Genomic DNA, 24,635 nt, shown 5'->3' on the forward strand with positions numbered 1-24,635 from the left:
CAATGCCATGAATGCGCAGCCCAACCTCGGCATGCAGGTCACCACCTTCGAAAATCCGCTGGGTATCGACGGCTTCGAGTTCGTCGAGTTCGCCGCCCCGGCCGGTCAGGGCGAAATGCTGCACGACTACTTCCGCAAGCTCGGCTTCACCGCCGTGCTGCACCACAAGACCCGTCCGATCACGGTCTACCGCCAGGGCGGGGTCAACTTCCTGGTCAACGAAGACCCGGACAGCTTCGCCGCCGACTTCGCGCGCGCGCACGGCCCCAGCGCCTGCGGCTTCGCGATCCGCTTCCAGCAGCCCGGCACCACCGTCCTCGATGCCGTGCTCGGCAACGGCGGCGAGGCGATCGTCGACCAGGCCGATAGCCGCGCGGTCGACGCGCCGGTGGTCAAGGGCATCGGCGACTGCATGCTGTACCTGGTCGACCGCTACGGCGACAAGGGCAACGTGTACGAGGACTACCTGCCGGTGCAGGGCGCGCCGCAGAATCCGGCCGGTTTCGGTCTGACCTTCATCGACCACCTCACCCACAACCTCTACTTCGGCAACATGCAGAAGTGGTCGGACTATTACGAGCGCTTGTTCAACTTCCGCGAGATCCGCTACTTCGACATCAAGGGCGCCAAGACCGGCCTGGTGTCCAAGGCGATGACCGCGCCGGACGGCGTGGTGCGCATCCCGCTCAACGAGTCCAGCGATCCCAAGTCGCAGATCAACGAATACCTCGACGCCTACAAGGGCGAGGGCATCCAGCACATCGCCTGTTTCACCGACAACATCTACGACACGGTGGAAGCGATGCGCGCGCAGGGCGTGGAGTTCCTGGACACTCCGGACACCTACTTCGACGTGATCGATCAGCGCGTGCCCAACCACGGCGAGGACGTGCCGCGCCTGGCCAAGAACAAGATCCTGATCGACGCCGACCCGGAGACCCACCAGCGCAAACTGCTGCAGATCTTCACCCAGAACGCGATCGGTCCGATCTTCTTCGAGATCATCCAGCGCAAGGGCAACGAGGGCTTCGGCGAGGGCAACTTCCAGGCCCTGTTCGAGAGCATCGAACGCGACCAGATGCGCCGCGGCGTGCTCTAAGCTCGGCGCTTCAAGCCCCTCTCCGTCGGAAGAGGGGTTGGAGAGGGGCGGGACATGGCCGTACGCTCAAATCCGCCTCTCCCCACTGTCAGGATGGATGAACACCGAAGCGGTGGTCGAGGCGACCCTCTGGGCCCTCGGCGGCCGGACCCTCGCCCCAACCCCTCTCCCGCAGGGAGTGGGGCTCTAAGCTCCAGAGCGCAATCGCCATGAACACCGCCGCCAACGACAGCGACAACGTGATCCCGATGCCCGAGCGCGATGCGCAGCGGGTGGCCGCGCGCGGGTATCTCAGCGGCTTCGGCAACGAGTTCGCGACCGAGGTCTACACCGGGGTGCTGCCGCAGGGCCAGAACTCGCCGCAGCAGGTCGCCTACGGCCTCTACGCCGAGCAGCTGTCGGGCACCGCTTTCACCGCGCCGCGCGGCGAGAACCGCCGCAGCTGGCTGTACCGCATCCGCCCCGCGGCGATGCACGGCACCTTCGCGCCGTATCCGCAGCCGCGCCTGCACAACGATTTCGAGCACGGCCCGGTCTCGCCCGACCAGTTGCGCTGGGATCCGCTGCCGATGCCGGACGCGCCGGTCGATTTCGTCGACGGCCTCTACACCATGGCCGGCAACGGCTCGCCGGCTTCGCAACACGGCGTGGGCGTGCATATGTACGCGGCCAACCGTTCGATGGACGGGCGTTTCTTCTACGACGCCGACGGCGAACTGCTGATCGTGCCGCAGCACGGCCGCCTGATCCTGGCGACCGAACTGGGCGTGCTCGAGGTCGAGCCGCAGGAGATCGCGGTGATCCCGCGCGGCGTGCGCTTCCGTGTCGAACTGCCCGACGGTGTCGCGCGCGGTTACGTCTGCGAGAACTTCGGCGCGCTGATGCGCCTGCCGGACCTGGGCCCGATCGGCGCCAACGGCCTGGCCAATCCGCGCGATTTCCTGACCCCGAACGCGGCCTACGAGGACGTCGACGGGCAGTTCGAACTGATCGCCAAGTTCCAGGGCCAGCTGTGGCGCGCCGAGCTCGGCCATTCGCCGCTGGACGTGGTTGGCTGGCACGGCAACTACGCGCCGTACAAATACGACCTGCGTCGCTTCAACACCATCGGTTCGATCAGCTTCGATCATCCGGACCCGTCGATCTTCACCGTGCTGACCTCGCCCAGCGACACCCCGGGCACGGCCAACCTGGATTTCGTGATCTTCCCGCCGCGCTGGCTGGTCGCGCAGCACACCTTCCGTCCGCCGTGGTTCCACCGCAACGTCGCCAGCGAGTTCATGGGCCTGATCCACGGCGCCTACGACGCCAAGGCCGAAGGCTTCGTGCCCGGCGGCGCTTCGCTGCACAACTGCATGAGCGGGCACGGCCCGGACGCGGCCACGTTCGAGAAGGCCAGCCACGCCGATTTGAGCAAGCCCGACGTGATCGGCGGCACCATGGCCTTCATGTTCGAGACCCGCGCGGTGATCCGCCCGACCGCGCAGGCCTTCGAGGCGCCGCACCGCCAGCGCGAGTACCAGGCTTGCTGGGCCGGTTTGCGCCGGCACTTCGAGCCGCCGCGCTCGGCCTGAGACCGCGCGGCGCTTCGCGCGCCGTTCACGCCTGGCCGCTAGGCTGCGCGCGTCTTGCATACGCTGCGCCGCAGCCGGGGTCGTAATGAAGCAGGGTTCCATCCAGTTGGGCGCGAGCGCGCTGCTGCTGAGTCTGGCGCTGACCGCCTGCGGCGATCGCGCCTCCGCCCCGGCGCCTGCGCCCACCGCAACGCCGCCGGTCAGCGATCAGCCCAGCGAAGACGTACCGCCGGCCACGGCGCCGACGCCGCTGGCGCCGGCCAAGAACGGCGGCCTGGCACGCATGGACGGCTATGGCGATCTGCGCCTGGGCAGCGACGCGGCCGAAGCCCGCAAGGCCTTGGGCGGCGACGTCGCGGGCAAGGCGGAAGAACCCGGCGGCTGCTACTACCTGAGCTCGAGCAGCCGCCCTGAGCTGCCGGGCCTGATGATCGAAGGCGAGAAACTGGTCCGCTACGACGTCGGCGAGGGCGAGGAAATCGTCGCGCCCGGCGGCGGCAAGGTCGGTATGGGCGCGGACGAGCTGCGCGCGCTGTACGCGGGACGAATCGAAACCCAGCCGCACAAGTACGTCGACGGCGGCGAGTACTGGCGCATCAAGGATGCGGCCGGCCCTGGCGTGCTGCTGTTCGAGATCGTCGACGGCAAGGCCAGCCTGTGGCGGGTGGGCCTGGCGCCGCAGGTCGATTATGTCGAAGGCTGCTCCTGACCCCAGCCCGCCGACAGGGCCGTAGGCTGCGGTGAGCGCAGCGAACCGCGGCATCGCCCTATCCGCTCGCTCGCCTTGGCCCGCAAAGCAGTCATGGCGCCTATCCGCACCGCCGATGGACGCCTAGCCCCGCACTCGGCATAGAATCGGGGCAGTGTCCGCGAGGGGAAGAGACCATGCTCGAAGCCATCGGCTTGTTCGTGCTGGGGTTGGTGCTGCTGGCGCTGGGCGGCGATTCCATCGTCAAGGGCGCGTCCGGGTTGGCCCAGCGTTTCGGTGCCTCGCCGTTCGTGGCCGGGCTGGCGCTGGTCGCCTTCGGCACCTCGCTGCCCGAGCTGGCGGTCAACCTGCAGGCGGTGGTGCGCGGCGAGCAGAGCCTGGCGCTGGGCAACGCGGTCGGCAGCAACATCGTCAATTTCGGCCTGACCCTGGGCATCGCCGCGTTCGCCGCGCCGCTGCTGGTGCGCTGGCGCTCGCTGGCGCCGCTGCTGCTGGTGCTGATCCTGGGCACCGCCGCGGTGATCGCGCTCGGCCTGGACGGCGTGCTCAGCCGCGCCGAGGGCGCGGGCATGGTGGTCGTGTTCTTCGCCGTGGTCGCCTACGCGATGGCGCGCACGCGCCGCGAGGCGCCGGAACTGCAGGACGCCATCGCCGCGTTCGCGCGCACCCGCACCGATCTGGGCTTGAACCTGCTGCGTTTCGCGATCGCGGCGGTGCTGCTGTACTTCGGTTCCAAATTCGTGGTCGGCGCGGCGCCGCGCTTGGGCGCTTCGCTGGGCCTCACGCCGCTGCTCACCGGTCTGTTGCCGGTCGCGATCGGCACCGCGCTGCCGGAAGCCGCCGCCGCCATCGCCGCCGCGCGTCGCGGCCAGGGCGATATCGTGGTCGGGCACGTGATCGGCTCCAGCCTGTTCAATCTGCTGATCGTGGTCGGCGGCATGGCGGCCTGGAACGCGGTGGCGCTGCCGGCTTCGTTCGTGCGCTTCGAACTGCCCGCGGCGATCGCGTTCGCGCTGATGCTGTATCCGATGCTGCGCGGCGATCTGCGCGTGAGCAAAGGCGAGGGCGCGGTTCTGTTGATCGCCTTGCTGGCCTGGATCGGCTTCGAACTGGCGATGCTGTATCGCTGATGCGGAGCGGGCGCCGGCGTCGGGTCGATATACTGAGGCCATGAACACGCCAGTCTCTTCGCCGCCGCCGTCGGCGCGTCCGATTCCGACCCGCGCGCTGCGCGCGCTGAGCGAGTTCTTCCGCCTGGAAGCCGCCGGTGGCCTGGTCCTGATCGCCGCCGCCGCGCTGGCCCTGATCGCGGCCAACTCGCCGCTGCACGACGCCTACGAATCGTTCCGGCAGATGCCGGTGCAGGTGCGCATCGGCGCGCTGGATATCGCCAAGCCCGCGCTGCTGTGGATCAACGACGGCCTGATGGCGATCTTCTTCCTGCTGGTGGCGCTGGAGATCAAGCGCGAAATGCTCAGCGGCCAGCTCGCCGGGCGCGCCCAGCTGATCCTGCCGTTGGCCTGCGCGAGCGCCGGCGTGGTGGTGCCGGCGCTGCTGTTCTACGCGATGAACCGCGGCGACGCCGAGGCCATGCGCGGTTGGGCGGTGCCGACGGCGACCGATATCGCCTTCGCCCTGGGCGTGCTGGCCCTGCTGGGGTCGCGCGTGCCGGCGGCGATGAAGCTGTTGCTGTCGACGATCGCGGTGATCGACGACCTGATCGCGATCCTGATCATCGCGCTGTTCTATTCGCACGGCCTGTCGATGACCGCGTTGATCTGGGCCGGCGCCGCGCTGGCCGGCATGTGGCTGTTGAACCGTCGCGGCGTGACCGCGCTGGCGCCGTACCTGCTGCTGGGCGTGGTGCTGTGGGTGTGCGTGCTGAAGTCGGGCGTGCACGCCACCCTGGCCGGCGTCGCCACCGGCCTGATGATTCCGCACGTCGACAAGCGCAACGCCATCGACGACGCGCACGAGCATTCGCCGCTGGAAACCCTGGAGCACGCGCTGCATCCCTGGGTGGCCTACGCGATCCTGCCGCTGTTCGCGTTCGCCAATGCCGGCCTGGTGCTGGGCGGGTTGAGCCTGGACGACGCTACCGCCGCGCTGCCGCTGGGCATCGTGCTGGGCCTGGTGATCGGCAAGCCGATCGGCATCGTCGGCATCGCCCTGCTGCTGCGCGCGCTGGGCTGGGTCAAGCTGCCCGCCGGCATGGACCTGCGCGCGATGCTGGGCCTGGGCCTGATGTGCGGCATCGGCTTCACCATGAGTTTGTTCATCGCCTCGCTGGCGTACCAGAACCCCCTGCATTACGAAGAGGCGGTGCTGGGCGTGCTGGCCGCCTCGGTGATCTCGGCGCTGGTGGGCTATCTGTGGTTGCGCGCGGTGCTGCCGTCGCGCGCGCAACGGAGCTAAGGGATGCGGCACGCTTTGGTGTTCGGCGCCAGCGGGCAGATCGGTCTGCCGCTGCTGGGCGCGTTGCGACGCGCCGGCTGGCGGGTCAGCGCGGTGTCGCGCCAGGACCAGCACGACGAGCCGGGGCTGCACTGGCTGCGCGGCGACTTCGCCCAACTCGAAGAACTGCCGCGCCGGGTCGATGCGATCTTCAGTTGCGGGCCGCTGGACGGCTTTGCGCGTTGGTACGCGACCTCGCGGGTCGAATCGCCGCGCGTGGTCGCGTTCGGCTCGACCAGCGTCGAGACCAAGCGCGGTTCGGCTGATCCGGACGAACGCGACGTCGCCGCGCGCTTGCGCGCGGGCGAGGCGACTTTGTTCGCCGAAGCCAGCGAGCGCGCCGCGGCCGCGACCGCGCTGCGGCCCACGCTGGTCTACGGCGCCGGCCGCGACGCCACCCTGACCCGGATCGCCGCGATCGCCCAGCGCTGGGGGCGTTTTCCGCTGCCGCGCAACGCCACCGGCCTGCGCCAGCCGGTGCACGTGGACGATCTCGCCGCGGCCGCGTTCGCCTGCGTGTCGGCGCCGGCCAGCTACGGCCAGGGTTACGCGCTGCCCGGCGGCGAGACCCTGAGCTATCGCGACATGGTCGCGCGCGTGCTGGGCGTGCTGGAGCCACCGCCGAAACTGATCGAGCTGCCGTCTCCGGTGTTCAACCTGGCCTTGCTGGCCGCGCAGGCCAGCGGCCATGCCACCGGCTTGGGCGAGGCCGCGGTACGGCGCATGCGCAGCGACCTGGTGTTCGACCTGGCGCCGGCGCAACGCGATTTCGCGTACGCGCCGCGCCGCTTCCTGCCCGAACGCTCGATGTTCGATCCGCGCTGAGGCGACGCGCTCAGAGTTCGAAATCGCCGGGCTTGGTCTGCACGTTGGGCTTGTAGCTGGCGATGGCGAGGTAGATGCGGCTGCCGTCGCTCATCTCGAAACCGTAGCCGACCGGCTGGTCGTTGCCGAACCAGGCGGTGGCGCGTTCGACGTCGCTGCCGAACACGCGCGGATCCAGGCGCGCGCCGCGCAAGGGCGAGGACTTGCCGGGATTGAGTTCGCCCAAGGACGAATAGCGCTTGAGTTCGCCGGCCGTGCCCAGCGCGATCAAGGCCAGCGGATCGACGACTTGGTCGGTGGTGGCCTTGCCGGTCGTGCCGCTGGCCTTGTCGCGCCAACGCGCGATGCCGGCTTGGGCGACGAAGGTCAACTCGTCCTTCTGGCCGGGGCGCAGCACGAAGCGGAAGCGGTCCGGACGTTCCAGCAGCAGCTCGACGCTGTCGACGCTGACCAGCGCGTGCTCGGTCTTGCCCTTGAGCGGCGGCGCGTACTGGCTGATGCGGGCGACCACGTGCGCGCTGTAGTGGGTCTTGTCCATGCTCTGGAGCAAGGTGGTGGCCGAACTGGCGGCGTGCAGGGCCAGCGGCGCAAGGCAAAACAGACCGACGGCGGCGAAGCGCAGGGGAAGTTTCATGGCGGTGTTCCCGTAGCTGGAAGGGGGACGGACGCGCGGCTCAGCGGCAGGCCATGCGCGCGATCGTGCGCAGCAGCCGCGGTGGCTGCTGCATGGTCGCCGAGCAACGCGCCGACAGATCGGGCGCGCTGGCGCCGATGGTGCGCGCGTTCGCCAGGTCGGCCGGCACCCCGTCGACGCCGGGCTGCAAGCAGCGGCCCGGCAGCAGGTTGAAGGCCATGCTGCCCGAGGTCGTGCTGACCTCGACCATGATCGGCACGCCGTTGGTATTGCACAGCTCGGCCAGGCGCATGTTCGGCGACAGCCGCGGCGGGCCGGGAACCTCGGCCGGCAGATTGACCGGCGTATTGCCCGAGCACACGCCCTCGTGCAGCAACTCGCTGTCGATGGTGCCGGTGATGCGGGTGATGGCGTGGGTGTGGTCGCGCAGGTTGGTGCGCTGGACGAAGATGCGGCTGCTGCCGTCGAAGCGCGAGGTCGGAATCGTTACCGAATCGCGATCGATGTCGAAGATCACGTCGACGCGGTCGGCGGTGGGCGCGAAGGTGAAGCTGTCGGCGAACGCGCGCACCATGCGCGGCGGGAAGGCCTCGGGCGCGCTGGTAATGGTCATGTTCGGGAAATGCGCCGCGCAATCGACGTCGGCGGGACAGGTCTCCTCGCGCAGCAGGTCGTAGGAGGCGGTGACCGTATCGCCCGGGCAGTACTGCGCGGGCGTCACCTGGCCCATGCCGTTCAAGACGCTGCGCTCCAGCCGGCACCCGGCGAATAAGACCGAGCAGGCGAGCAGCAGGGCGAGGGCCGTGCGGGAGGTCCGTGTGGTCATGGCGGCGTCCTTGTCGAGGGGGCATGGTTTGGCGGCTGACAAGGACGATCAACGGCGTGGCGGCGCGCGAGCGGACACGGCCGCGCGCGGTCGCGCGCGTTCAGGGCGTGTCGGAGGCCGGGATCGGGCGCGATTTGGCCAGCGCGCGCAGCGCGATGATGAGCACGCCGCCCAGCACCATGGCGCCGCCCAGCAGCAGACGCGGGCCGGGGCGGTCGCCCCAGAACGCGACGCCCAGGCCGATCGCGAGCACCGGCACCAGCAACAGCCACGGCGTGACCTGCGCGACCGGGTGGCGCTGCACCAGCACGTAGTACAGGCCATGGCCCAGCAGCGAGGACACGAACGCGGCGTAGAGCGCGCCGAACCAGCCGACCCAGCTCACCGATCCCAGGCTGGCGATGCCGCCGGGCTCGAGCAGCGCGCTGATCGCCAGCAGCGGCAGCACGCTGAGCAAGGCGGTCCAGCCCTGCTGGCTGTAAACGTCCAGTCCGCGCAGGCCCTTCATCAGCACCGTGCCCACGGCCAGGAACGCGGCCGAGATCAGCATCAGCACCAGCGACATCGGCTTGTCCAGCACCAGCGGATCGAAGCCCAGCACCAGCACACCGGCGAAGCTCACCGCGATCGCCACGCCGGTGCGCCAGGCGAAGCGCTCGCCCAACACCATCCACGCCAGCAGCGCGGTCATCGGCACATAGCTCTGCATCACGATCGCCGGCGAGGACAGATCGCCGGCCAGTTTGAGCGCGGTGAAACTCAGGCCGAAATGCAGCACGCCGATGCACAGGCAGACCGCGATCAGCCGCGGCCATTGCCCGGGCGCCGGGCGCTTGACGAAGAACATCAGCGGCAGCGCGAGCAGGGCGAAGCGCAGGCCGGTGAACAGGAACGGCGGGATCTCGCGCATCGCGAACGCCGAGGTCAGGAAGTTGCCGGCCCAGGCCAGGACGATGAGCAGCAGCAGGACGATGTCGCGGGCGGGCATGAGGTCGGAAACCGGAAGCGGCGCGGCCGAGGCGTAGCCGCGCGGGCCCTATTGTCGCCGCTGGCGTACGCGCGCGGCGCGTACGCCGTCGCACGCAGCGTTGCGCTTACGCGTTCAGTACGACCAGCCGAGCTTGCGGTACAGCTTGGCCAGTACCCAGGCCGGCCCGATCAACAGATAGCGCAGGTCGGTGAAGAAGCTCGGGCGCTTGCCTTCGAACATCTTGCTGTGGCCGATGAACTGGCCGATCCAGGCGACCACGAACACGCCGATGCCCAGGTACAGCAGCTGCGTCGTGCCCAGGCGCTGGTGCAGCCACTGGGTGAGCCAGCCCGACAGCACGAACAGGACCAGCATGCCCAGGCCGAGCCGGCGCGAGGCGCGGTAATAGAACATCCAGGCCGCGAACATCGCCAGCCCGGCCCAGAAGCCGGCGCGGAACCAGGTGCCCGGCGAGGGGATGCACCACAGCAGCGCGATCACGCTCCAGGCGATCGCGGGCACGCAGATCACGTGGATGAGTTGGTTGGCGTGGTTGCGGTGATCGCGCGAATAGTTGGCGAAGTAGCGATCGATCGGACGCTGCTGGTACGAGGCGTCTTGCGATGCAGGTTCGGCGGCAGTGCTCATGACGGGCTCCCGGCGGGTCAGGCGTGCGCGGCGGCGGACGGGCGGTTCAGTGCGCCCCAGTACGGGAGAATAGCTGGATTACCGCCACCCCGGCCACGATCAGCCCGATCCCGATCATGCCGGCCAGATCCAGCGGCTGTTTCAGCACCAGCCAGCCGATCAGGGCGATCAGGACCACGCCCACGCCGGACCAGATCGCATAGGCCACGCCCACCGGTACGGTCTTGAGCACCAGCGAGAGGAAATAAAACGCAGTCGCATAGCCGGCTGCGACGATCAGCGAAGGCCCGAGGCGGGTGAAGCCCTCGGAGGCCTTGAGGGCGCTGGTGGCCACCACTTCGGCCAGGATCGCGATGGCGAGGAAGAGCAGGCCTTTGGGCATGAGGGTGGCTCCGAGGGCGGTGCGCGACGATGCGGTTCGCTGCGCTCACCGCATCCTACGGTCGATCAGCCGAGCCAGCCATGGACGATCCAGATCGTTGCCACACCGAGATACGCATACAACAAAATATCGCTGGTCAGCAGAACCATGCGTAATTTCTTGACGGTCTTTGCCAACCCCGGCGGCGGCGGTTGGAAGTACAGAACTTTGAATCGACACGGGCCGGATTTTGGGAGGATGCGTTGACCCCAGGTCCGGAACAGCTGCTGCGCATAATCGGGAGCGACTTCCGAAATGCGCAGCTTCGCGGTGTAGGCGCAAAGTTCCGCCGCCAGTAGGCTGATCGCTACCAGCGCAAACAGTCCCAGCATCCAGCCCACGGACATACGCGGATCCGGCCGACCTCAGTCGACCGAAATCCCCGCCAGCTTCTGCAGCGCTTCGGCATACTTGGCGCGCGTGCGCTCGATCACCTCGGCCGGCAGCGGCGGGCCCGGCGGCGTCTTGTCCCAGCCCAGCGCCTCCAGATAGTCGCGCACGTATTGCTTGTCGTAGCTGGGCGGGCTGGTGCCGACCTGGTATTCGTCGGCCGGCCAGTAGCGCGAGGAGTCGGGCGTGAGCATCTCGTCCATCACGTACAAACGGCCGTCGGCGTCGGTGCCGAACTCGAACTTGGTGTCGGCCAGCAGGATGCCGCGTTCGGCCGCGTAATCGGCGGCATAGCGATACAGGCGCAGGGTGGCGTCGCGCACGGCTTCGGCCAGCTCGGCGCCGACGGTGCGCACCGCGGTGTCGAAGTCGATGTTCTCGTCGTGGTCGCCGACGGCGGCCTTGGTCGAGGGCGTGAAAATCGGCTCGGCCAGCTTCTCGGCCTGACGCAGGCCGTCGGGCAGGGCGATGCCGCTGATGCGGCCGGTGCGCTGGTAATCCTTCCAGCCGCTGCCGATCACGTAACCGCGCGCGATGCATTCGATCGGCACCGGCTTCAGGCGCTTGGTCACCACCGCGCGCTGGGCGTAGAGCGCCGGGTCGGTGCCCGCGGGCAGGACCGCGGCGACGTCGATGCCGGTGAGGTGGTTGGCGACGATGTGCGCGGTCTTGCCGAACCAGAAGTTGCTGATCTGGCACAGCATCTCGCCCTTGCCCGGAATCGGGTCGGGCAGGACCACGTCGAAGGCGCTGAGGCGGTCGGTGGCGACGATCAACAGGTAGTCGCCGGCGGGCGTGCCCGGCGGCAGGCGTTCGGCCGGCAGGTCGAAGACGTCGCGGACCTTACCGCGATGGCGCAGCGGCAGGCCGGGCAGATGGGACTCGGAAAGGGCGGATCGCAAGGTGGTCGACAACGTGTAGTCCCCATGGCGGCGGGCGGAATCCCCGACGTCGGCCGCGTGCGCGGGCGCGACAGGGGCCGGGCAGTGTACGCCGGCCGGGCCTCGCGTGCAGGTAGACTGACGGCCGGTTCTGGGCAGGCGGTTGCGGCGGCGATGGCGACGAAACGCTGGTACGGCAAGTTGCTGGGGTTTTTCGCCGGTGCGGCGCTGTTGCGCTCCAACCCCTTCCTGGGCGCGCTGATCGGTCTGCTGGTCGGCCATGCCTTCGACAGCGACTGGTTCCGGCTTGGCCGCGACAACCCGTACGCGGTGCTGGGCCTGACCGCCGAGGCCAGCGACGCCGAGGTCGACCAGGCCTATCGCCGGCTGATCTCGCAGTACCACCCGGACCGCCTCAACGGCGCCGCGCCCGAGCTGCGCCAACAGGCCGAGACCAAGGCGCGCGCGATCAACGGCGCCTACGACCGCATCAAGACCCTGCGCCAGCGGCGCTGAGCCGTCCGGGACCGCGCAGCCGGGGCGGGGCCGGTCGGCCCGCACCCCGGCGCCCGCGTTCGGGTTCAGAAGCGGTAAGTGGCGGTCAGGCGGATGCTGTCCAGATCGAAATCGTCGTCGCTGCGGCGGAAATCGGTGCCGGCGGCGTTCTGGCGGATGAAGGGGTTGGTCGCCGGCGCCGGGCCCTGCGCGCGCACCCGGTACTCGTCGTCCTTGAGCTGGGTGCGCAGGTACTCGATGCCGAGCGCGAGGTGCTCGTTGACCCGACGTTCGTAACCGATGCCGAACTGGGCGCCGTTGGCGTCGCTGTCGCCGTTGGTGGTGAAGGTGTTGACGCCATTGCTGGTCAGGAAGGTGTTCTCGACCTTCGCCGTGGCGTAGCCGGCGGTGAAATAGGCCAGATTCCGGCCGTCGTCGCCGAATGCCATGCCGACGCGAGCGCGGATCGCGGCCACGCTGTCGACCTTGCGCAGCATGGTGTAGCGGGCAGGCGTGGTGCTGAAGGACGACACCGCATCGCGCGCGTCGTTCATGCCGTAGTCGCCGACCACGCCGAACACCCAGTCGCCGACCTGCCAGTCGTAGCCCGCGCGCAGGCCCCATTCGGCGCCGCCGTTGTTGCCGTCGCAGCCGGCGGCCGGCGTCGGGCCGCGCGCCACGCCATTGCAGGAGCCGGGCGAGAACGCGTCGGCGCCGGCCGCGGTGGTCACGGTATCGCCGTAGCGGCCGTCCAGGTTGGTGTCGAAGACGAAGCGGTCGTTGCCGTCGTCCGGGTCCAGGACCTGGCCGAGGTAGCCGCCGACGTAGCCGCCGGTCCAGTCGCCGGAGGATTGGGCCAGCGCGGCCGGGGCCAGGCTGGCGCCGAGCAGGGCGAGCAACAGGGGGCTGTAGCGTAGATGCGGATGCTTGCGGGTCATGCGTTCTCTCCTTAGGGGGCGGTCCGGCGGCCGGGCAGCGCCGCGCAACGGGTCTGGGCCCGCTTTAGGACATACGACGGCGTGGCCGGGACGGATGCAGGCGCCGCGCTTGGCCGGCCCCTCGTCGGGAGGCGACAATGGCGGCCTGTCCGTCCGAGCCCCGCCCATGCAGCCCACCGTGATCGCTCCGTCCATCCTCTCGGCGAATTTCGCCAAGCTCGGCGAGGAGGTCGACAATGTGCTCGCGGCCGGCGCCGACTGGGTGCATTTCGACGTGATGGACAACCATTACGTGCCCAACCTGACCATCGGCCCGTTGGTCTGCGAGGCGCTGCGCAAGCACGGCGTGACCGCGCCGATCGACGTGCACCTGATGGTCGAGCCGGTGGACCGCATCGTCCCCGACTTCGCCAAGGCCGGCGCCAGCATCATCAGCTTCCACCCCGAAGCCAGCGCTCATGTGCACCGCACCATCCAGCTGATCAAGTCGCACGGCTGCCAGGCCGGGTTGGTGTTGAACCCGGCCACGCCGATCGAGGTGCTGGACTGGGTGCTGGAAGATCTGGACCTGGTGCTGCTGATGTCGGTCAATCCGGGCTTCGGCGGCCAGAGCTTCATTCCCTCGGCGCTGGACAAGCTGCGCCGCGTGCGCGAGCGCATCGACGCCACCGGCAAGCCGATCCGCCTGGAGATCGACGGTGGGGTCAAGGCCGACAACATCGCCGAAATCGCGGCCGCCGGCGCCGACAGCTTCGTCGCCGGTTCGGCGATCTTCAACGCGCCCGACTATGCGGACGTGATCGGCCGCATGAAGGCGGCGGTGCAGGGCGCGCGCGGGTGAACACCTGCGATCTGTGCGACCTGCACGGCGATCGCGTGCGCGTGATCGAGCTGCCGCTGCGCGACTACGGCGGGCGCATCGCGTTCGACGGCGTGGTCAGCACGGTGCGGGCGCACGAGGACAATTCGCGGGTGCGCGAGGCGGTGGCCGAATCCGGCCACGGCCGGGTGCTGGTGATCGATGGCGGCGGCTCTATGCGGCGCGCGATGCTGGGCGACCTGCTCGCGGCCAAGGCGGTGGAGAACGGTTGGGCCGGCGTGGTCGTGATCGGTGCGATCCGCGACAGCGCCGCGATCGGCGCGCTCGAGTTGGGCGTCAAAGCCTTGGGCACTTGCCCGCGCAAGACCGACAAACACGATCGCGGCGAGCGCGACGTGGCGGTGGAGATCGGCGGTGCGACCGTGCGGCCCGGCGACTGGCTGTGCGCCGACGAGGACGGCGTCGTCGTGTCCGACGCCGTCCTCCGCTGAAACGCTGGGCGTCCTGCCCGGCGTCTTGAAAGGGCGCCGCGGCGCCCTTCCGGAATATTGGAGGCAATCCAGCCTCCGCCCGTCGTCCCTGATATGGCCTTCGATACTCCAGGCCGGCGATGACGCGACGATGACAGGCGCGCCACCCAAAGCGCGCGACCCGTTCACCGGGTTTTAGCGCACCGCTGCTAGCCTCGCCGATCCTTACGCGCGAGACCCACCCGATGCCGCAGCCGCACTGGCGCCTGATCCTCAACGGCAAGTCCGCCGGCGACGACGCCCTGCGCGAGGCGGTGGCCGCGATCCGCGCCGACGGCGTCGACCTGGACGTGCGTGTGACCTGGGAGGGCGGCGACGCCGAGCGTTACGTCTCCGAGGCGATCGCCGACGGCGCCGACTGCATCGTCGCGGCCGGCGGCGACGGCACCCTCAGCGAGGTCGCGACCACGCTGGCGCATCGCGACGAGCCCGCCGACGCGCTGCCCGCGCTGGGCCTGGTGCCGATGGGCACGGCCAACGATTTCGCCAGCGCCGCCGGCTTGCCGGTCGATGCGCTGGAGGCCTTGCGGCTGATCCGCGCCAGCCGCCCGCAGCCGATCGACCTGCTGCGCCTGGAGGCGGCCGACGGCAGCCACTGGGCCGCCAATCTCGCCAGCGGCGGTTTCGGTACCCAGGTCACGGTGGAAACCGACGCGGGCCTGAAGAAGATGCTCGGCGGCCTGGCGTATTTGATCACCGGCATCTCCAAGCTTGGCCGCATCGAGCCGATCCGCGCGCATCTGCGCGGCGAGGGTTTCGACTGGCAAGGCGATTTCATCGCCCTGGGCATCGGCAACGGCCGCCAGGCCGGCGGCGGCCAGGCGCTGTGCCCGGACGCGTTGATCGACGACGGCCTGCTCGATCTGACCGTGGTGCCCGATCTGAGCGGCGAAGTCGGCGCCACCGCCGCGACCCTGCTGACCCAGGGCCAGCACGCCGCGCTGGAGCGGGTGGCGGTGCGCGCGCGCCTGCGCAGCGTGGAGATCGACAGCGAGCGCGAACTGACCCTCAACCTGGACGGCGAGCCGGTACGTTCGCACCATTTCCGCATCGACTGCGTGCCCGCGCGCGTGCGTATGCACCTACCCGAGGGCTGCCCGCTGCTGGCGGCCTCGGTGCCGGCGGCTTAGCCCCGGTCCCCCGTCGCGCCGGCCCGGCGAAGCCGTTACAGTGTCGGCCATGAAAGCCTGGGCGAACCCGCATTCCTTTTGCGCCGACGTGGGTTGGCGATGGTGGCCGTCGGCCATCGTCGCTCCTGCCCACTCGTCCATGAAGGAACCGCCGCGTGATTTCGCCCGAACTCTTCCAGCAACAGGCCGCTAACGGCTACACCCGCATTCCCGTCGTGCGCGAGGTCCTGTCCGACCTCGACACGCCCCTGTCGGTCTACCTCAAGCTCGCCGACGGCCCGCACACCTATCTGTTCGAATCGGTCGAGGGCGGCGAACGCTTCGGTCGCTATTCCATCATCGGCCTGCCGGCCAGGCGCGTGTACGCCTTCGCCGGCCACACCTTGTTCGTGACCGAACTGGGCGAACTGCTCGAGACCCGCACCGTCGAGGACCCGTTCGCCGAAGTCGAGCGCCTGCGCGCCGCGCATTCGGTGCCGCGCATCGAGGGCCTGCCGGGCTACACCGGCGGCCTGGTCGGCTGGTTCGGTTTCGAATGCATCCAGTACATCGAGCCGCGTCTGGCCGCGCCGCAGGCCGACGGCAGCCACAAGCCCGACGAGCTGGGCACGCCCGACATCCTGCTGATGCAGAGCGAGGAAGTCGCGGTGTTCGACAACCTCAAGGGCCGGCTGTATCTGATCGTGCACGCCGATCCCAGCGAGCCGCAGGCCTACGCGCGCGCCAACCGCCGCCTCGACCAGCTCACCCATCGCCTGCGCCACGCCGGCGCCGGCTATCCGGAAACCCTGGACTCGGTCGGGCTGGAGGAAGAGGATTTCGTGTCCGGTTTCACCCGCGAGGGCTTCATCGCCGCGGTCGAGAAATCCAAGGAACTGATCCGCGCCGGCGATATTTTCCAAGTGGTGCTGTCGCAGCGCCTGAGCGTGCCGTTCAAGGCGCGCCCGGTCGACGTGTACCGCGCCCTGCGCGCGCTCAACCCCTCGCCCTACATGTATTTCCTCGATGTCGGCGAAACCCAGGTGGTAGGTTCGTCGCCGGAAATCCTGGTGCGCCTGCAGGACGGCGAAATCACCGTGCGCCCGATCGCCGGCACCCGTCCGCGCGGCAAGACCGTGGAAGAGGACAATGCGCTCGAAGCCGAACTGCTGGCCGATCCCAAGGAACGCGCCGAGCACCTGATGCTGATCGACCTGGGGCGCAACGACGTCGGCCGGGTCGCCGAGGCCGGCACGGTGCAGGTGGGCGAACAGTTCGTGATCGAACGCTACAGCCACGTGATGCATATCGTCAGCGAAGTCACCGGCCGCCTCAAGGAAGGCCTGAGCTACGCCGAAGTGCTGCGCGCGACCTTCCCGGCCGGCACGGTCAGCGGCGCGCCGAAGATCCGCGCGCTGGAAGTGATCCGCGAACTCGAGCCGATCAAACGCAACGTCTATTCCGGCGCGGTCGGCTACATCGGCTGGCACGGCGACGCCGACACCGCGATCGCGATCCGCACCGCGGTGATCCAGGACGGCCGCCTGACCATCCAGGCCGGCGCCGGCATCGTCTACGACTCCGACCCGCAGAAGGAATGGGAAGAGACGATGAACAAGGGCCGCGCGCTGTTTCGCGCGGTGGCCCAGGCGGCGCGAGGGCTGTAAGCGCGTCGCCCGCGCGCCGCTGCTTCGCGGCGCGCCTCCATCCACGCGCGTTTGCTTTGGGGTAGGAGCGGCGTAAGCCGCGACCGCGACATCCACACGGCGACGCCAGCGCGCATCTCACGACGCAAGCGCATGACCTGTCGCGGCTTACGCCGCTCCTACCCCAAAGCGGTTCGCGCGGGTCGATAGCGCGTGCGCGCCCTATCCGCTAACCCCGGACTCCGACTTCGCCCGTTGCGATACAGGTGCCCCGTCCGATCCCGGACGGCAGCGCGTTCAGCATCGACACCACGATCGTCATCAAGGAGGCGACATGAAGTTGCGTACCCTGGCCTTGCTCGGCCTGGCTTTCATTTCCACCGCCGCGCAGGCGCAGGTCAACGCCTTGCCGCCGACGCGGCATATCCTGGTTTACGGCGATGCCCAGGCACGCGCGGTGCCGGACCGGTTCAAGATCGCCCTGCAGTTCGAGGCGATCGACGTCGACCCAGCCGCGGCGCGCCGCCGCGTCGAAACCCGACTGCAGCAGGTGCTGGCCCAGCTCAAGAGTACGGGCGTGGCCGACAACGAAATCGTCGCGACTTCGATGCAGGTCGATACCCGTCGGCGCCACGACGACAGGTTGAACGAGCAGGTCTTCGTCGGTACCGGTGTGCGCCGTACGCTCAGCGCGCGCTTCGATCGCAAGGAAACTTTGGAGCAGTTTCTGGGCACGCTCAAGACCTCGAACGAACTGTCGATTTCCAGTGTCGCCACCGAACTGTCGAGCGAGGCCGAGCTGCAGCGTCAGCTGCGCCAGAAAAGCATCGAGTCCTCGCGTGAGAAAGCCGAGGTCATCGCGAAGGCCTACGGCGCCCGCCTCGGCGGCGTCTACAGCGTGTCCGATGTCGCACCGCAGTTTCAGTACGGCGTGCGCGAGGGCTCCTGGCCGGCGCAGTACGCCTGGGACACGCAGGGTTATTCGGATGGCTTCGGCAGACTGGAGCGCATCCAGGTCACCGGCAGCCGTATCGGCGCCAACCAGGCGCCTTCGTTCCAGGCCGGCTACGTCGATTTCCAGGACAAGATCTACACCGTCTTCCTGCTCGAAGACTGAGGCCGTCTCGGTTTCGGACCCTGCGCGGGCCGCAACGGCCCGCGCCGAACATTACGGATAGTTCATGCGCCCGAAAGCTCGCCGGCAACGCCCGGCGCGCAATCTGACCCTGCGCTGGGGCAGACCCCAACGGCAAGAACCCGATATCCCGTGTTTCCCATCCATCGTCCAGGAGCCTCACCATGAACGTCCGCAATGCCCTGATCGCGCTCGCCCTGACCGCCGTCGCCGGTTCCGCGTTCGCCGCCGCTCCGGCCCCCGCGCCGGGCGCCGCCGCTCCGGCCAAGACCGCCGCCGTCAAGCACAAGGCCCACAAGGCCAAGAAGGCCGAGGCCAAGACCGCCGCAACCGAAGCCAAGAAGAGCTGATCGCTTCGTAATCGCCGTACCGCAGCGTTCTCCTGCGTTCGACCGTTCCACCCGTCCCCGAAGCCCACCTCGACCCCAGGTGGCTGCCCCGCCGGCTTCCTCCCGGCGGGGTATTCTTTTTGCGACACCGGGAGTCGGCATGCGCGTTCTGCTGATCGAAGACGATCCCCATACCGCGGGCTTCATCGCCAAGGGCCTGCGCGAGGACGGGCACACCGTCGACCATGCCGACAACGGCAAGGACGGCCTGTTCCTGGCCACCACCGAAACCTACGACGCGCTCGTGCTGGACCGCATGCTGCCCGGGCTGGACGGCCTGGTCCTGCTGCAGACCCTGCGCGGCGCCGGCAACCGCACCCCGGTATTGCTGCTGACCGCGCTGGGCGAGGTCGATCACCGCGTCGAGGGCCTGCGCGCCGGCGCCGACGACTATCTGGTCAAGCCCTTCGCCTACGCCGAGCTCAGCGCGCGCCTGGACAGCATCCTGCGCCGCGGCAGCGCCGGCGGCAGCGAGCCGACGCGCTTGCGCGTGGCCGATCTCGAACTCGACCTGCTCAGCCGCGAGGCCCGCCGCGGCGGCAAGCGCATCGAGCTGCAGCCGCGCGAGTTCCGTCTGCTCGAATACCTGATGCGCCAGGCCGAGCGCGTGGTCACCCGCACCATGCTGCTGGAAGCGGTCTGGGACTATCACTTCGACCCGCAGACCAACGTCATCGACGTGCACATCAGCCGCCTGCGCCAGAAGATCGACCTGGGCTATCCCAAACCGCTGCTGCACACGGTGCGCGGCGCCGGCTACCGGCTGGGCGCATGACCCTGCGTTCCACCAGCGGCCGGCTGGCGCTGGCGGTCACCGCCTCCTTCCTGCTCGCGTTCGTGCTGCTGGGCGCGGGCGTGCACTACGCGGTGTCGGCGCTGCTGGTCGAGGACGCACGCGAGGTCGTGCGCGCCGACGCCGCCGGCCTGGTCGAGCTGTACCGCGAACACGGCCGGCAAGCGCTGCGGACCGAGCTGCGCGAGCGCCTGGACGCGCAGGACGATCCCGATGCGGTTTACGCGCTGATCGCCGCCGACGGGCGCGTGCTCGCGGGTCGCTACGAAGGCCATGCGATCGCGCGCGCGCCCAGCACGCGCTGGACCGAATTCGTCGAGCGCGACGGCGACGAACGCCTGCGCGTGGTCGCGCAACTGCAGCGCTTGTCCGGCGGCGACACCCTGCTGACCGGCGTGCGCCTGCGCTCGCAGGGGCGCTTCCTGGCCTTGATGCTGCGCACCGCGCTGGCCGCGCTGCTGGTCGCCGCCACCCTGGGCGCGCTGATCGGCTGGCTGACCTCGCGCTGGGTGTCGCGGCGCCTGCGCAGCCTGGACGACACCGCCGAGCGCGTGGGCGGCGGCGAGCTCGCCTTGCGCGTGGCCCTGGACGGCAGCGACGACGCCTTCGACCGCCTCGCGCGCCGCTTCAACGGCATGCTCGACCGCATCGGCGAGCTGCTGGGCGGCGTGCGCCACGCCACCGACCACATCGCCCACGACCTGCGCACGCCGCTGACGCGTTTGCGCAACCGCCTGGAAGAACTGCGCGACCGCCCCGACGATGCCGGCCGCGAAGCCGAGCTGGACGCGGCGATCGCCGAAACCGACCAGCTGCTGCATTCCTTCGGCGCCTTGCTGCGGTTGGCGCGGATCGAGGCCCAGCCGCCGGTGCACGACGAGCCGGTGCTGGACCTGGCCGAACTCGCGCGCGACGCGGTCGAGCTGTACACGCCCAGCGCGGGCGAGCGCGGCATCGTCTTGCGCACCCAGCTACCGCGCGCCGAGGAGGCGCCGGCGACGGTGCGCGGCGATGCCGACCAGCTGTTCCAGATGCTGGTCAACCTGCTCGACAACGCCGTCAAGTACGCGCCGGCCGATAGCGAGGTCGAGGTGCGCCTGCGCCGCGAGCGCGGCACGGTGACGCTGGCCATCGGCGACCGCGGCCCGGGCATTCCGCCGGCCGACCGCGAACGCGTGTTCGACCGTTTCCAGCGCCTGGAAGCGCACCGCGGCTCGCCCGGCACCGGCCTGGGCATGAGCCTGGTGCGCGCGATCGCCCACCGCCATGGCGGCCATGTCAGCCTGGGCGACAACGCGCCCGGACTGGAAGTGCGCATCGCGCTGGCGGCGGCCGAGACCGGCCGCGGTTAGCGCCGGCGCGGGTCCGGCCCCGTCGCGTCCAAGCCGGGAAGCGGCTACAGTAGGGCCATGATCGTTCGCGCGAACCCGCAATTCCCGTCCAAGGCCGTCCCGGGCTGGCGATGGTGGCGTGCTGCCGCTGTCTGCGTTCCGTCGACCTTCCGGGAAACCCCGCGTGACTCCATCGCCTTCGCTGCAAGCCCGCGCCGTCCGCTGTCCAGCCTCGCCTGACGGCCGCGCGTCCCCGCGCCGCACCCCCTTGCGATCGTTATTTCCCGTGGGCCGCCCGCGGCCGGATAATCGTGGGCTGGCGTTCGCTGGCCCGCGACCGTCGCCGGAGGTGTCCGCGCGTGGCGGTCCGCAGCCCGATGTCCGCCTCCCCAGCCCCGGCCCCCAACGCTTTCGAGACGCGTCATGTCCGTACTGATGATCGATAACTACGACAGCTTCACCTACAACCTCGTGCAGTACCTGCAGGCGTTGGGGGAGGAGGTGAAGGTGATCCGCAACGACGATTTGAGCGTGGCGCAGATCGCGGCGTTGCAGCCGGAGCGGATCGTGATCTCGCCCGGTCCGTGCACGCCGAACGAGGCCGGCGTGTCGCTGGAGCTGATCCGCGAACTCGGCGCGAAGGTGCCGATCCTGGGCGTCTGCCTGGGCCACCAGAGCCTGGGCCAGGCCTACGGCGGCGACGTGATCCGGGCCAAGACCATCATGCACGGCAAGACCTCGCGCATCCGCCACCAGGGGCAGGGCGTATTCGCCGGGCTGCCGGACCGCTACGAGGCCACGCGCTACCACTCGCTGGTGGTGTCGCGCGAGACCCTGCCGGACTGCCTGGAAATCACCGCCTGGACCGAGCACGAGGACGGCAGCTTCGAGGAGATCATGGGCCTGCGCCACCGCGAGCATCCGGTGGAAGGCGTGCAGTTCCACCCCGAGTCGATCCTGACCGAGCACGGCCACGCCCTGCTCAAGAACTTCCTGGAGCGTTGAGATGACCCGCATGCCGTTGACCCTCGCTCTCGCGCTGCTGGCCGTGCCGGCCCTGGGCGCGCACGCGGCGACCAAGCCGTCCAGCAACGCCTGCGCCGCCGACGCGGTGATTCAGGCCAAGAAACTTCTGGCCTTCCACACCGACGACGACGATCGCGCCGAAGTGTCCGGGCCGGCCAAGCCCTTGCCGTCCATCGTCAATCCGGCCAATGCCAAGCAGCGTTTCGACGTGCTGGAAGTCTGGGGTTATGTCTACAAGGGCCAGTACCGGATGCGTCTGGAGTACTACCGCCTCGGCAACGACTGCGTCCTGATGGGCCAGGAAATCCTCGAACACGCCTCGCTCTGATCTGAGAGCTTTGAATCCGGACCACGTCATGCCTCTGACTCCGCAAGAAGCCCTGCAGCGCACGATCGAGCACCGCGAGATCTTCCACGACGAGATGGTCGAGCTGATGCGCATGATCATGCGCGGCGAAGTCTCGCCGACCATGACCGCGGCCATCCTCACCGGCCTGCGGGTGAAGAAGGAAACCGTCGGCGAGATCGCCGGCGCGGCCACCGTGCTGCGCGAATTCGCGCGTCCGGTCGAGGTCGCCGACCGCAGCGGCCTGGTCGACATCGTCGGCACCGGCGGCGACGGCGCCCACACCTTCAACATCTCCACCGCCAGCATGTTCGTGGTCGCCGCCGCGGGCGCCAAGGTCGCCAAGCACGGCAACCGCAGTGTGTCGTCCAAGTCCGGCAGCGCCGACGTGCTCGAGGCCCTGGGCGCGGCGATCGAGCTGCAGCCCGAACAGGTCGCGCAGTGCATCGCCGACACCGGCATCGGTTTCATGTACGCACCCGTGCACCATCCGGCCATGAAGGTGGTCGCGCCGGTGCGACGCGAAATGGGCGTGCGTACCTTGTTCAACATCCTCGGTCCGCTGACCAATCCGGCCAACGCCCCCAGCATCCTGATGGGCGTGTTCCATCCTGACCTGGTCGGCATCCAGGTGCGCGTGCTGCAGGAACTGGGTGCGCGGCGCGCGCTGGTGGTCTGGGGCCGCGACGGCATGGACGAGCTGTCGCTGGGCGCCGGCTCGCTGGTCGGCGAGTTGCGCGACGGGGTGGTGCGCGAGTACGAAGTGCATCCGGAGGACTTCGGCATCGCCATGGCCGCCAGCCGCAACCTGCGCGTGGCCGACGCGGCCGAATCCAAGACCATGCTGCTGCAGGCGCTGGAGAACCGCGACGGCCTGCCGCGCGAGATCGTCGCCCTCAACGCCGGCGCCGCGTTGTACGCGGCCGGCACCGTAGACAGCATCGCCGAAGGCATCGCGAGCGCACGCGCCGCGCTCGCCTCCGGCGCCGCGCGCGCCAAACTGGACGAGTTCGTCGCCGCGACCCGGCGACTGTCTTCCTGACCTCTTCGCCAGCCTTCGCCAGCGAGCCCGACCATGAGCGAACCCTTCGCCACACTGCCCACGCCGCCGTATTACGCGGTGATCTTCAGCTCGCAACGCACGCAGCAGGACGACGCCGGCTACGGCGAGGCCGCCGATCGCATGGTCGAGCTGGCCGCGCAGCAGCCCGGCTATCTCGGCGTCGAATCCACGCGCGGCGCGGACGGCTTCGGCATCACCGTCAGCTACTGGGCGGACGAGGCCTCGATCGTGGCCTGGAAGCGCAATCTCGAGCACGCCGCCACCCGCGAGCGCGGCCGTAAACACTGGTATGGTCGCTACGAATTGCGCGTGGCCAAGGTCGAGCGCGCTTACGGCTGGACCAAGGGACCGCAGGATGAATGACGCCGCGCCGCAGGCCGGAATGCGCCTACTGCGCAACGCCGAGGTCTATGCGCCGCAGCCGCTGGGCCGGCAGCAGCTGCTGCTGGGCGGCGGCCGGATCCTGTGGATGGGCGCCGACGCGCCCGCGCTGCCCGCACAGCTGCAGGTCGAGAGCATCGACCTGCAAGGCCGGCGCCTGATTCCCGGCCTGATCGACGGCCACGTGCATGTCACCGGCGGCGGCGGCGAAGCCGGTTTCCGCACCCGCGTGCCCGCGCCGATGCTGTCGCGCTACACCCGCGCCGGCGTGACCAGCGTGGTCGGCCTGCTCGGCACCGACGATCTGGCGCGCAGCACGCGCGAACTGGTCGCGGCGATTTACGCGCTGCGCGAAGAAGGCTTGAACGCGTGGGGCTATTGCGGCGGCTACCACCTGCCGCCGACCACCCTGACCGGCAGCGTGCGCGGCGACGTGGCCTTCATCGAACCCCTGCTCGGCGTGGGCGAGGTCGCGATCAGCGACCACCGCTCCAGCCAGCCGACCCTGGACGAACTGCTGCGGTTGGCCTCGGAAGCGCACGTCGCCGGCTTGATGACCGGCAAGGCCGGCATCGTGCATCTGCACCTGGGCGACGGCGCGCGCGGGCTGGAGCTGGTGCGCCAGGCCCTGGAGCGCAGCGAACTGCCGGCGCGCGTGTTCAACCCCACTCACGTCAACCGGCGCAAGGCGCTGTTCGAGGAAGCGCTGGAACTCGCGCGCCGCGGTTGCTGGATCGACATCACCGCGTTCCCGGTCGAGGAGGGCGAGGACGCCTGGAGCGCCGATGAGGCGCTGCAACGCTATCTCGACAGCGGCGCGCCGCCGGAGCGGGTGACGGTGAGCTCCGACGCCGGCGGCTGCCTGCCGTGCTTCGACGCGCATGGGCGCGTGTGCGGCATGGACGTGGGCGAGTCCGGCGCCTTGCTGGACAGCCTGAACGCGGTGCTCGCGCGCGGCGTCGCGCTGGAGTGCGCCTTGCCGGCCTACACCCTCAACCCCGCGCGCCTGCTGCGCCTGGACCGCAAGGGCCGGATCGAGGTTGGCGCCGACGCCGACCTGGTCGCCCTGGACGCGGCCGGCGCGGCGCATGATGTGTTCATAGGCGGGACGGCGCACGTGCGCGATGGCGCGCTGTTGCGCCATGGCCAGTTCGAAACCCCGTCGCGGCATTCCGATCAAGTTTAAGTAGAAGCGAGTAAGT

28 protein-coding genes are annotated in these 24,635 nt (G+C 69.5%); 20 read left to right on the forward strand and 8 right to left on the reverse strand.

What is annotated here, in order from left to right:
* Window positions 1–7: 7 nt before the first annotated feature.
* The 6 genes from hppD (at window position 8) to ASE35_RS09830 (ending at window position 6,661) form a co-directional block, all read left to right on the forward strand.
* A complete protein-coding gene (hppD, locus tag ASE35_RS09805) occupies window positions 8–1,099 on the forward strand; it encodes a 4-hydroxyphenylpyruvate dioxygenase (RefSeq protein WP_056178751.1) in 1,092 nt (363 codons plus the stop codon).
* A gap of 248 nt (window positions 1,100–1,347) precedes the next feature.
* On the forward strand, window positions 1,348–2,673 hold the full coding sequence (gene hmgA, locus ASE35_RS09810; protein WP_057160656.1) for a homogentisate 1,2-dioxygenase: 1,326 nt from the start codon (window positions 1,348–1,350) through the stop codon (window positions 2,671–2,673).
* A gap of 85 nt (window positions 2,674–2,758) precedes the next feature.
* A complete protein-coding gene (locus ASE35_RS09815) occupies window positions 2,759–3,382 on the forward strand; it encodes a hypothetical protein (RefSeq protein WP_057163738.1) in 624 nt (207 codons plus the stop codon).
* A 176-nt stretch (window positions 3,383–3,558) separates the two neighbouring features.
* On the forward strand, window positions 3,559–4,512 hold the full coding sequence (locus ASE35_RS09820) for a sodium:calcium antiporter (RefSeq protein ID WP_057160414.1): 954 nt from the start codon (window positions 3,559–3,561) through the stop codon (window positions 4,510–4,512).
* 40 nt (window positions 4,513–4,552) lie between these two features.
* Window positions 4,553–5,797: a Na+/H+ antiporter NhaA gene (gene nhaA, locus ASE35_RS09825; RefSeq protein WP_157489395.1), complete on the forward strand. Its 1,245-nt coding sequence runs from the start codon at window positions 4,553–4,555 to the stop codon at window positions 5,795–5,797.
* 3 nt (window positions 5,798–5,800) lie between these two features.
* Entirely contained in the window at window positions 5,801–6,661 is an 861-nt protein-coding gene (locus ASE35_RS09830) for a nucleoside-diphosphate sugar epimerase (RefSeq protein WP_056178761.1), read from the forward strand.
* A gap of 10 nt (window positions 6,662–6,671) precedes the next feature.
* On the opposite strand, the gene ASE35_RS09835 is transcribed toward ASE35_RS09830, so the two are convergent.
* The 7 genes from ASE35_RS09835 to ASE35_RS09865 form a co-directional block, all read right to left on the reverse strand.
* On the reverse strand, window positions 6,672–7,295 hold the full coding sequence (locus ASE35_RS09835; protein ID WP_057163739.1) for a hypothetical protein: 624 nt from the start codon (window positions 7,293–7,295) through the stop codon (window positions 6,672–6,674).
* Between the two features lie 40 nt (window positions 7,296–7,335).
* Complete coding sequence (locus ASE35_RS09840; RefSeq protein WP_157489396.1) at window positions 7,336–8,121, reverse strand: hypothetical protein; 786 nt, start codon at window positions 8,119–8,121, stop codon at window positions 7,336–7,338.
* Between the two features lie 100 nt (window positions 8,122–8,221).
* Window positions 8,222–9,109, reverse strand: a complete 888-nt coding sequence (locus ASE35_RS09845; protein WP_056178771.1) for an EamA family transporter — start codon at window positions 9,107–9,109, stop codon at window positions 8,222–8,224.
* 114 nt (window positions 9,110–9,223) lie between these two features.
* Window positions 9,224–9,739 (reverse strand): Mpo1-like protein, encoded by a 516-nt coding sequence (locus ASE35_RS09850; RefSeq protein WP_056178773.1) that lies wholly within the window; start codon window positions 9,737–9,739, stop codon window positions 9,224–9,226.
* Between the two features lie 46 nt (window positions 9,740–9,785).
* A complete protein-coding gene (locus ASE35_RS09855) occupies window positions 9,786–10,121 on the reverse strand; it encodes a multidrug efflux SMR transporter (RefSeq protein WP_056178776.1) in 336 nt (111 codons plus the stop codon).
* A 65-nt stretch (window positions 10,122–10,186) separates the two neighbouring features.
* Window positions 10,187–10,507 (reverse strand): hypothetical protein, encoded by a 321-nt coding sequence (locus ASE35_RS09860; RefSeq protein ID WP_056178779.1) that lies wholly within the window; start codon window positions 10,505–10,507, stop codon window positions 10,187–10,189.
* A gap of 18 nt (window positions 10,508–10,525) precedes the next feature.
* Window positions 10,526–11,452: a phosphoribosylaminoimidazolesuccinocarboxamide synthase gene (locus ASE35_RS09865; RefSeq protein WP_057160658.1), complete on the reverse strand. Its 927-nt coding sequence runs from the start codon at window positions 11,450–11,452 to the stop codon at window positions 10,526–10,528.
* Window positions 11,453–11,605: 153 nt separating this feature from the next.
* On the opposite strand from ASE35_RS09865, the gene ASE35_RS09870 reads away from it, so the two are divergent.
* Window positions 11,606–11,947 (forward strand): DnaJ domain-containing protein, encoded by a 342-nt coding sequence (locus ASE35_RS09870; protein ID WP_057160419.1) that lies wholly within the window; start codon window positions 11,606–11,608, stop codon window positions 11,945–11,947.
* Window positions 11,948–12,012: 65 nt separating this feature from the next.
* On the opposite strand, the gene ASE35_RS09875 is transcribed toward ASE35_RS09870, so the two are convergent.
* Window positions 12,013–12,864 (reverse strand): outer membrane beta-barrel protein, encoded by an 852-nt coding sequence (locus tag ASE35_RS09875; RefSeq protein WP_056178785.1) that lies wholly within the window; start codon window positions 12,862–12,864, stop codon window positions 12,013–12,015.
* Window positions 12,865–13,030: 166 nt separating this feature from the next.
* On the opposite strand from ASE35_RS09875, the gene rpe reads away from it, so the two are divergent.
* The 13 genes from rpe (at window position 13,031) to iadA (ending at window position 24,619) form a co-directional block, all read left to right on the forward strand.
* Window positions 13,031–13,705: a ribulose-phosphate 3-epimerase gene (rpe, locus tag ASE35_RS09880; RefSeq protein WP_056178787.1), complete on the forward strand. Its 675-nt coding sequence runs from the start codon at window positions 13,031–13,033 to the stop codon at window positions 13,703–13,705.
* Window positions 13,702–14,175 (forward strand): ribonuclease E activity regulator RraA, encoded by a 474-nt coding sequence (gene rraA / locus ASE35_RS09885; protein ID WP_057163741.1) that lies wholly within the window; start codon window positions 13,702–13,704, stop codon window positions 14,173–14,175. The genes rpe and rraA overlap by 4 nt, the downstream gene beginning before the upstream one ends.
* 224 nt (window positions 14,176–14,399) lie before the next feature.
* Entirely contained in the window at window positions 14,400–15,344 is a 945-nt protein-coding gene (gene yegS, locus ASE35_RS09890; RefSeq protein ID WP_057163742.1) for a lipid kinase YegS, read from the forward strand.
* Window positions 15,345–15,499: 155 nt separating this feature from the next.
* Window positions 15,500–16,990, forward strand: a complete 1,491-nt coding sequence (trpE, locus tag ASE35_RS09895) for an anthranilate synthase component I (RefSeq protein ID WP_057163743.1) — start codon at window positions 15,500–15,502, stop codon at window positions 16,988–16,990.
* Between the two features lie 313 nt (window positions 16,991–17,303).
* Complete coding sequence (locus ASE35_RS09900) at window positions 17,304–18,086, forward strand: SIMPL domain-containing protein (protein ID WP_057163744.1); 783 nt, start codon at window positions 17,304–17,306, stop codon at window positions 18,084–18,086.
* A 182-nt stretch (window positions 18,087–18,268) separates the two neighbouring features.
* Window positions 18,269–18,454 (forward strand): hypothetical protein, encoded by a 186-nt coding sequence (locus ASE35_RS09905; RefSeq protein ID WP_056178800.1) that lies wholly within the window; start codon window positions 18,269–18,271, stop codon window positions 18,452–18,454.
* A gap of 139 nt (window positions 18,455–18,593) precedes the next feature.
* The gene (locus ASE35_RS09910; protein ID WP_057160423.1) at window positions 18,594–19,268 is read left to right on the forward strand and encodes a response regulator transcription factor; all 675 of its coding nucleotides are present in this window, start codon (window positions 18,594–18,596) and stop codon (window positions 19,266–19,268) included.
* Window positions 19,265–20,638, forward strand: a complete 1,374-nt coding sequence (locus tag ASE35_RS09915; protein ID WP_057163745.1) for a HAMP domain-containing sensor histidine kinase — start codon at window positions 19,265–19,267, stop codon at window positions 20,636–20,638. The genes ASE35_RS09910 and ASE35_RS09915 overlap by 4 nt, the downstream gene beginning before the upstream one ends.
* Window positions 20,639–21,040: 402 nt before the next feature.
* The gene (locus tag ASE35_RS09920; RefSeq protein WP_057163746.1) at window positions 21,041–21,622 is read left to right on the forward strand and encodes an aminodeoxychorismate/anthranilate synthase component II; all 582 of its coding nucleotides are present in this window, start codon (window positions 21,041–21,043) and stop codon (window positions 21,620–21,622) included.
* Between the two features lies 1 nt (window position 21,623).
* Window positions 21,624–21,971: a hypothetical protein gene (locus ASE35_RS09925; RefSeq protein ID WP_057163747.1), complete on the forward strand. Its 348-nt coding sequence runs from the start codon at window positions 21,624–21,626 to the stop codon at window positions 21,969–21,971.
* 28 nt (window positions 21,972–21,999) lie between these two features.
* Window positions 22,000–23,031 carry an anthranilate phosphoribosyltransferase gene (gene trpD / locus ASE35_RS09930; protein WP_057163748.1) on the forward strand — a complete coding sequence of 344 codons (1,032 nt, stop codon included), beginning with the start codon at window positions 22,000–22,002 and terminating at the stop codon, window positions 23,029–23,031.
* Between the two features lie 33 nt (window positions 23,032–23,064).
* Window positions 23,065–23,415 (forward strand): antibiotic biosynthesis monooxygenase, encoded by a 351-nt coding sequence (locus tag ASE35_RS09935; RefSeq protein ID WP_057163749.1) that lies wholly within the window; start codon window positions 23,065–23,067, stop codon window positions 23,413–23,415.
* Complete coding sequence (gene iadA, locus ASE35_RS09940; protein WP_057163750.1) at window positions 23,408–24,619, forward strand: beta-aspartyl-peptidase; 1,212 nt, start codon at window positions 23,408–23,410, stop codon at window positions 24,617–24,619. The genes ASE35_RS09935 and iadA overlap by 8 nt, the downstream gene beginning before the upstream one ends.
* The last annotated feature ends 16 nt before the right edge of the window (window positions 24,620–24,635 follow it).

Source organism: Lysobacter sp. Root916 (assembly GCF_001429785.1).
Lineage (GTDB): Bacteria > Pseudomonadota > Gammaproteobacteria > Xanthomonadales > Xanthomonadaceae > Lysobacter.

Bases quoted from the DNA above. Each gene is read 5' to 3' on its own strand.
- hppD (WP_056178751.1), top strand. From the start codon at position 8: ATGAATGCGCAGCCCAACCTCGGCATGCAGGTCACCACCTTCGAAAAT.
- hmgA (WP_057160656.1), top strand. From the start codon at position 1,348: ATGCCCGAGCGCGATGCGCAGCGGGTGGCCGCGCGCGGGTATCTCAGC.
- ASE35_RS09815 (WP_057163738.1), top strand. From the start codon at position 2,759: ATGAAGCAGGGTTCCATCCAGTTGGGCGCGAGCGCGCTGCTGCTGAGT.
- ASE35_RS09820 (WP_057160414.1), top strand. From the start codon at position 3,559: ATGCTCGAAGCCATCGGCTTGTTCGTGCTGGGGTTGGTGCTGCTGGCG.
- nhaA (WP_157489395.1), top strand. From the start codon at position 4,553: ATGAACACGCCAGTCTCTTCGCCGCCGCCGTCGGCGCGTCCGATTCCG.
- ASE35_RS09830 (WP_056178761.1), top strand. From the start codon at position 5,801: ATGCGGCACGCTTTGGTGTTCGGCGCCAGCGGGCAGATCGGTCTGCCG.
- ASE35_RS09835 (WP_057163739.1), bottom strand. From the start codon at position 7,295: ATGAAACTTCCCCTGCGCTTCGCCGCCGTCGGTCTGTTTTGCCTTGCG.
- ASE35_RS09840 (WP_157489396.1), bottom strand. From the start codon at position 8,121: ATGACCACACGGACCTCCCGCACGGCCCTCGCCCTGCTGCTCGCCTGC.
- ASE35_RS09845 (WP_056178771.1), bottom strand. From the start codon at position 9,109: ATGCCCGCCCGCGACATCGTCCTGCTGCTGCTCATCGTCCTGGCCTGG.
- ASE35_RS09850 (WP_056178773.1), bottom strand. From the start codon at position 9,739: ATGAGCACTGCCGCCGAACCTGCATCGCAAGACGCCTCGTACCAGCAG.
- ASE35_RS09855 (WP_056178776.1), bottom strand. From the start codon at position 10,121: ATGCCCAAAGGCCTGCTCTTCCTCGCCATCGCGATCCTGGCCGAAGTG.
- ASE35_RS09860 (WP_056178779.1), bottom strand. From the start codon at position 10,507: ATGTCCGTGGGCTGGATGCTGGGACTGTTTGCGCTGGTAGCGATCAGC.
- ASE35_RS09870 (WP_057160419.1), top strand. From the start codon at position 11,606: ATGGCGACGAAACGCTGGTACGGCAAGTTGCTGGGGTTTTTCGCCGGT.
- ASE35_RS09875 (WP_056178785.1), bottom strand. From the start codon at position 12,864: ATGACCCGCAAGCATCCGCATCTACGCTACAGCCCCCTGTTGCTCGCC.
- rpe (WP_056178787.1), top strand. From the start codon at position 13,031: ATGCAGCCCACCGTGATCGCTCCGTCCATCCTCTCGGCGAATTTCGCC.
- yegS (WP_057163742.1), top strand. From the start codon at position 14,400: ATGCCGCAGCCGCACTGGCGCCTGATCCTCAACGGCAAGTCCGCCGGC.
- ASE35_RS09900 (WP_057163744.1), top strand. From the start codon at position 17,304: ATGAAGTTGCGTACCCTGGCCTTGCTCGGCCTGGCTTTCATTTCCACC.
- ASE35_RS09905 (WP_056178800.1), top strand. From the start codon at position 18,269: ATGAACGTCCGCAATGCCCTGATCGCGCTCGCCCTGACCGCCGTCGCC.
- ASE35_RS09910 (WP_057160423.1), top strand. From the start codon at position 18,594: ATGCGCGTTCTGCTGATCGAAGACGATCCCCATACCGCGGGCTTCATC.
- ASE35_RS09915 (WP_057163745.1), top strand. From the start codon at position 19,265: ATGACCCTGCGTTCCACCAGCGGCCGGCTGGCGCTGGCGGTCACCGCC.
- ASE35_RS09920 (WP_057163746.1), top strand. From the start codon at position 21,041: ATGTCCGTACTGATGATCGATAACTACGACAGCTTCACCTACAACCTC.
- ASE35_RS09925 (WP_057163747.1), top strand. From the start codon at position 21,624: ATGACCCGCATGCCGTTGACCCTCGCTCTCGCGCTGCTGGCCGTGCCG.
- trpD (WP_057163748.1), top strand. From the start codon at position 22,000: ATGCCTCTGACTCCGCAAGAAGCCCTGCAGCGCACGATCGAGCACCGC.
- ASE35_RS09935 (WP_057163749.1), top strand. From the start codon at position 23,065: ATGAGCGAACCCTTCGCCACACTGCCCACGCCGCCGTATTACGCGGTG.
- iadA (WP_057163750.1), top strand. From the start codon at position 23,408: ATGAATGACGCCGCGCCGCAGGCCGGAATGCGCCTACTGCGCAACGCC.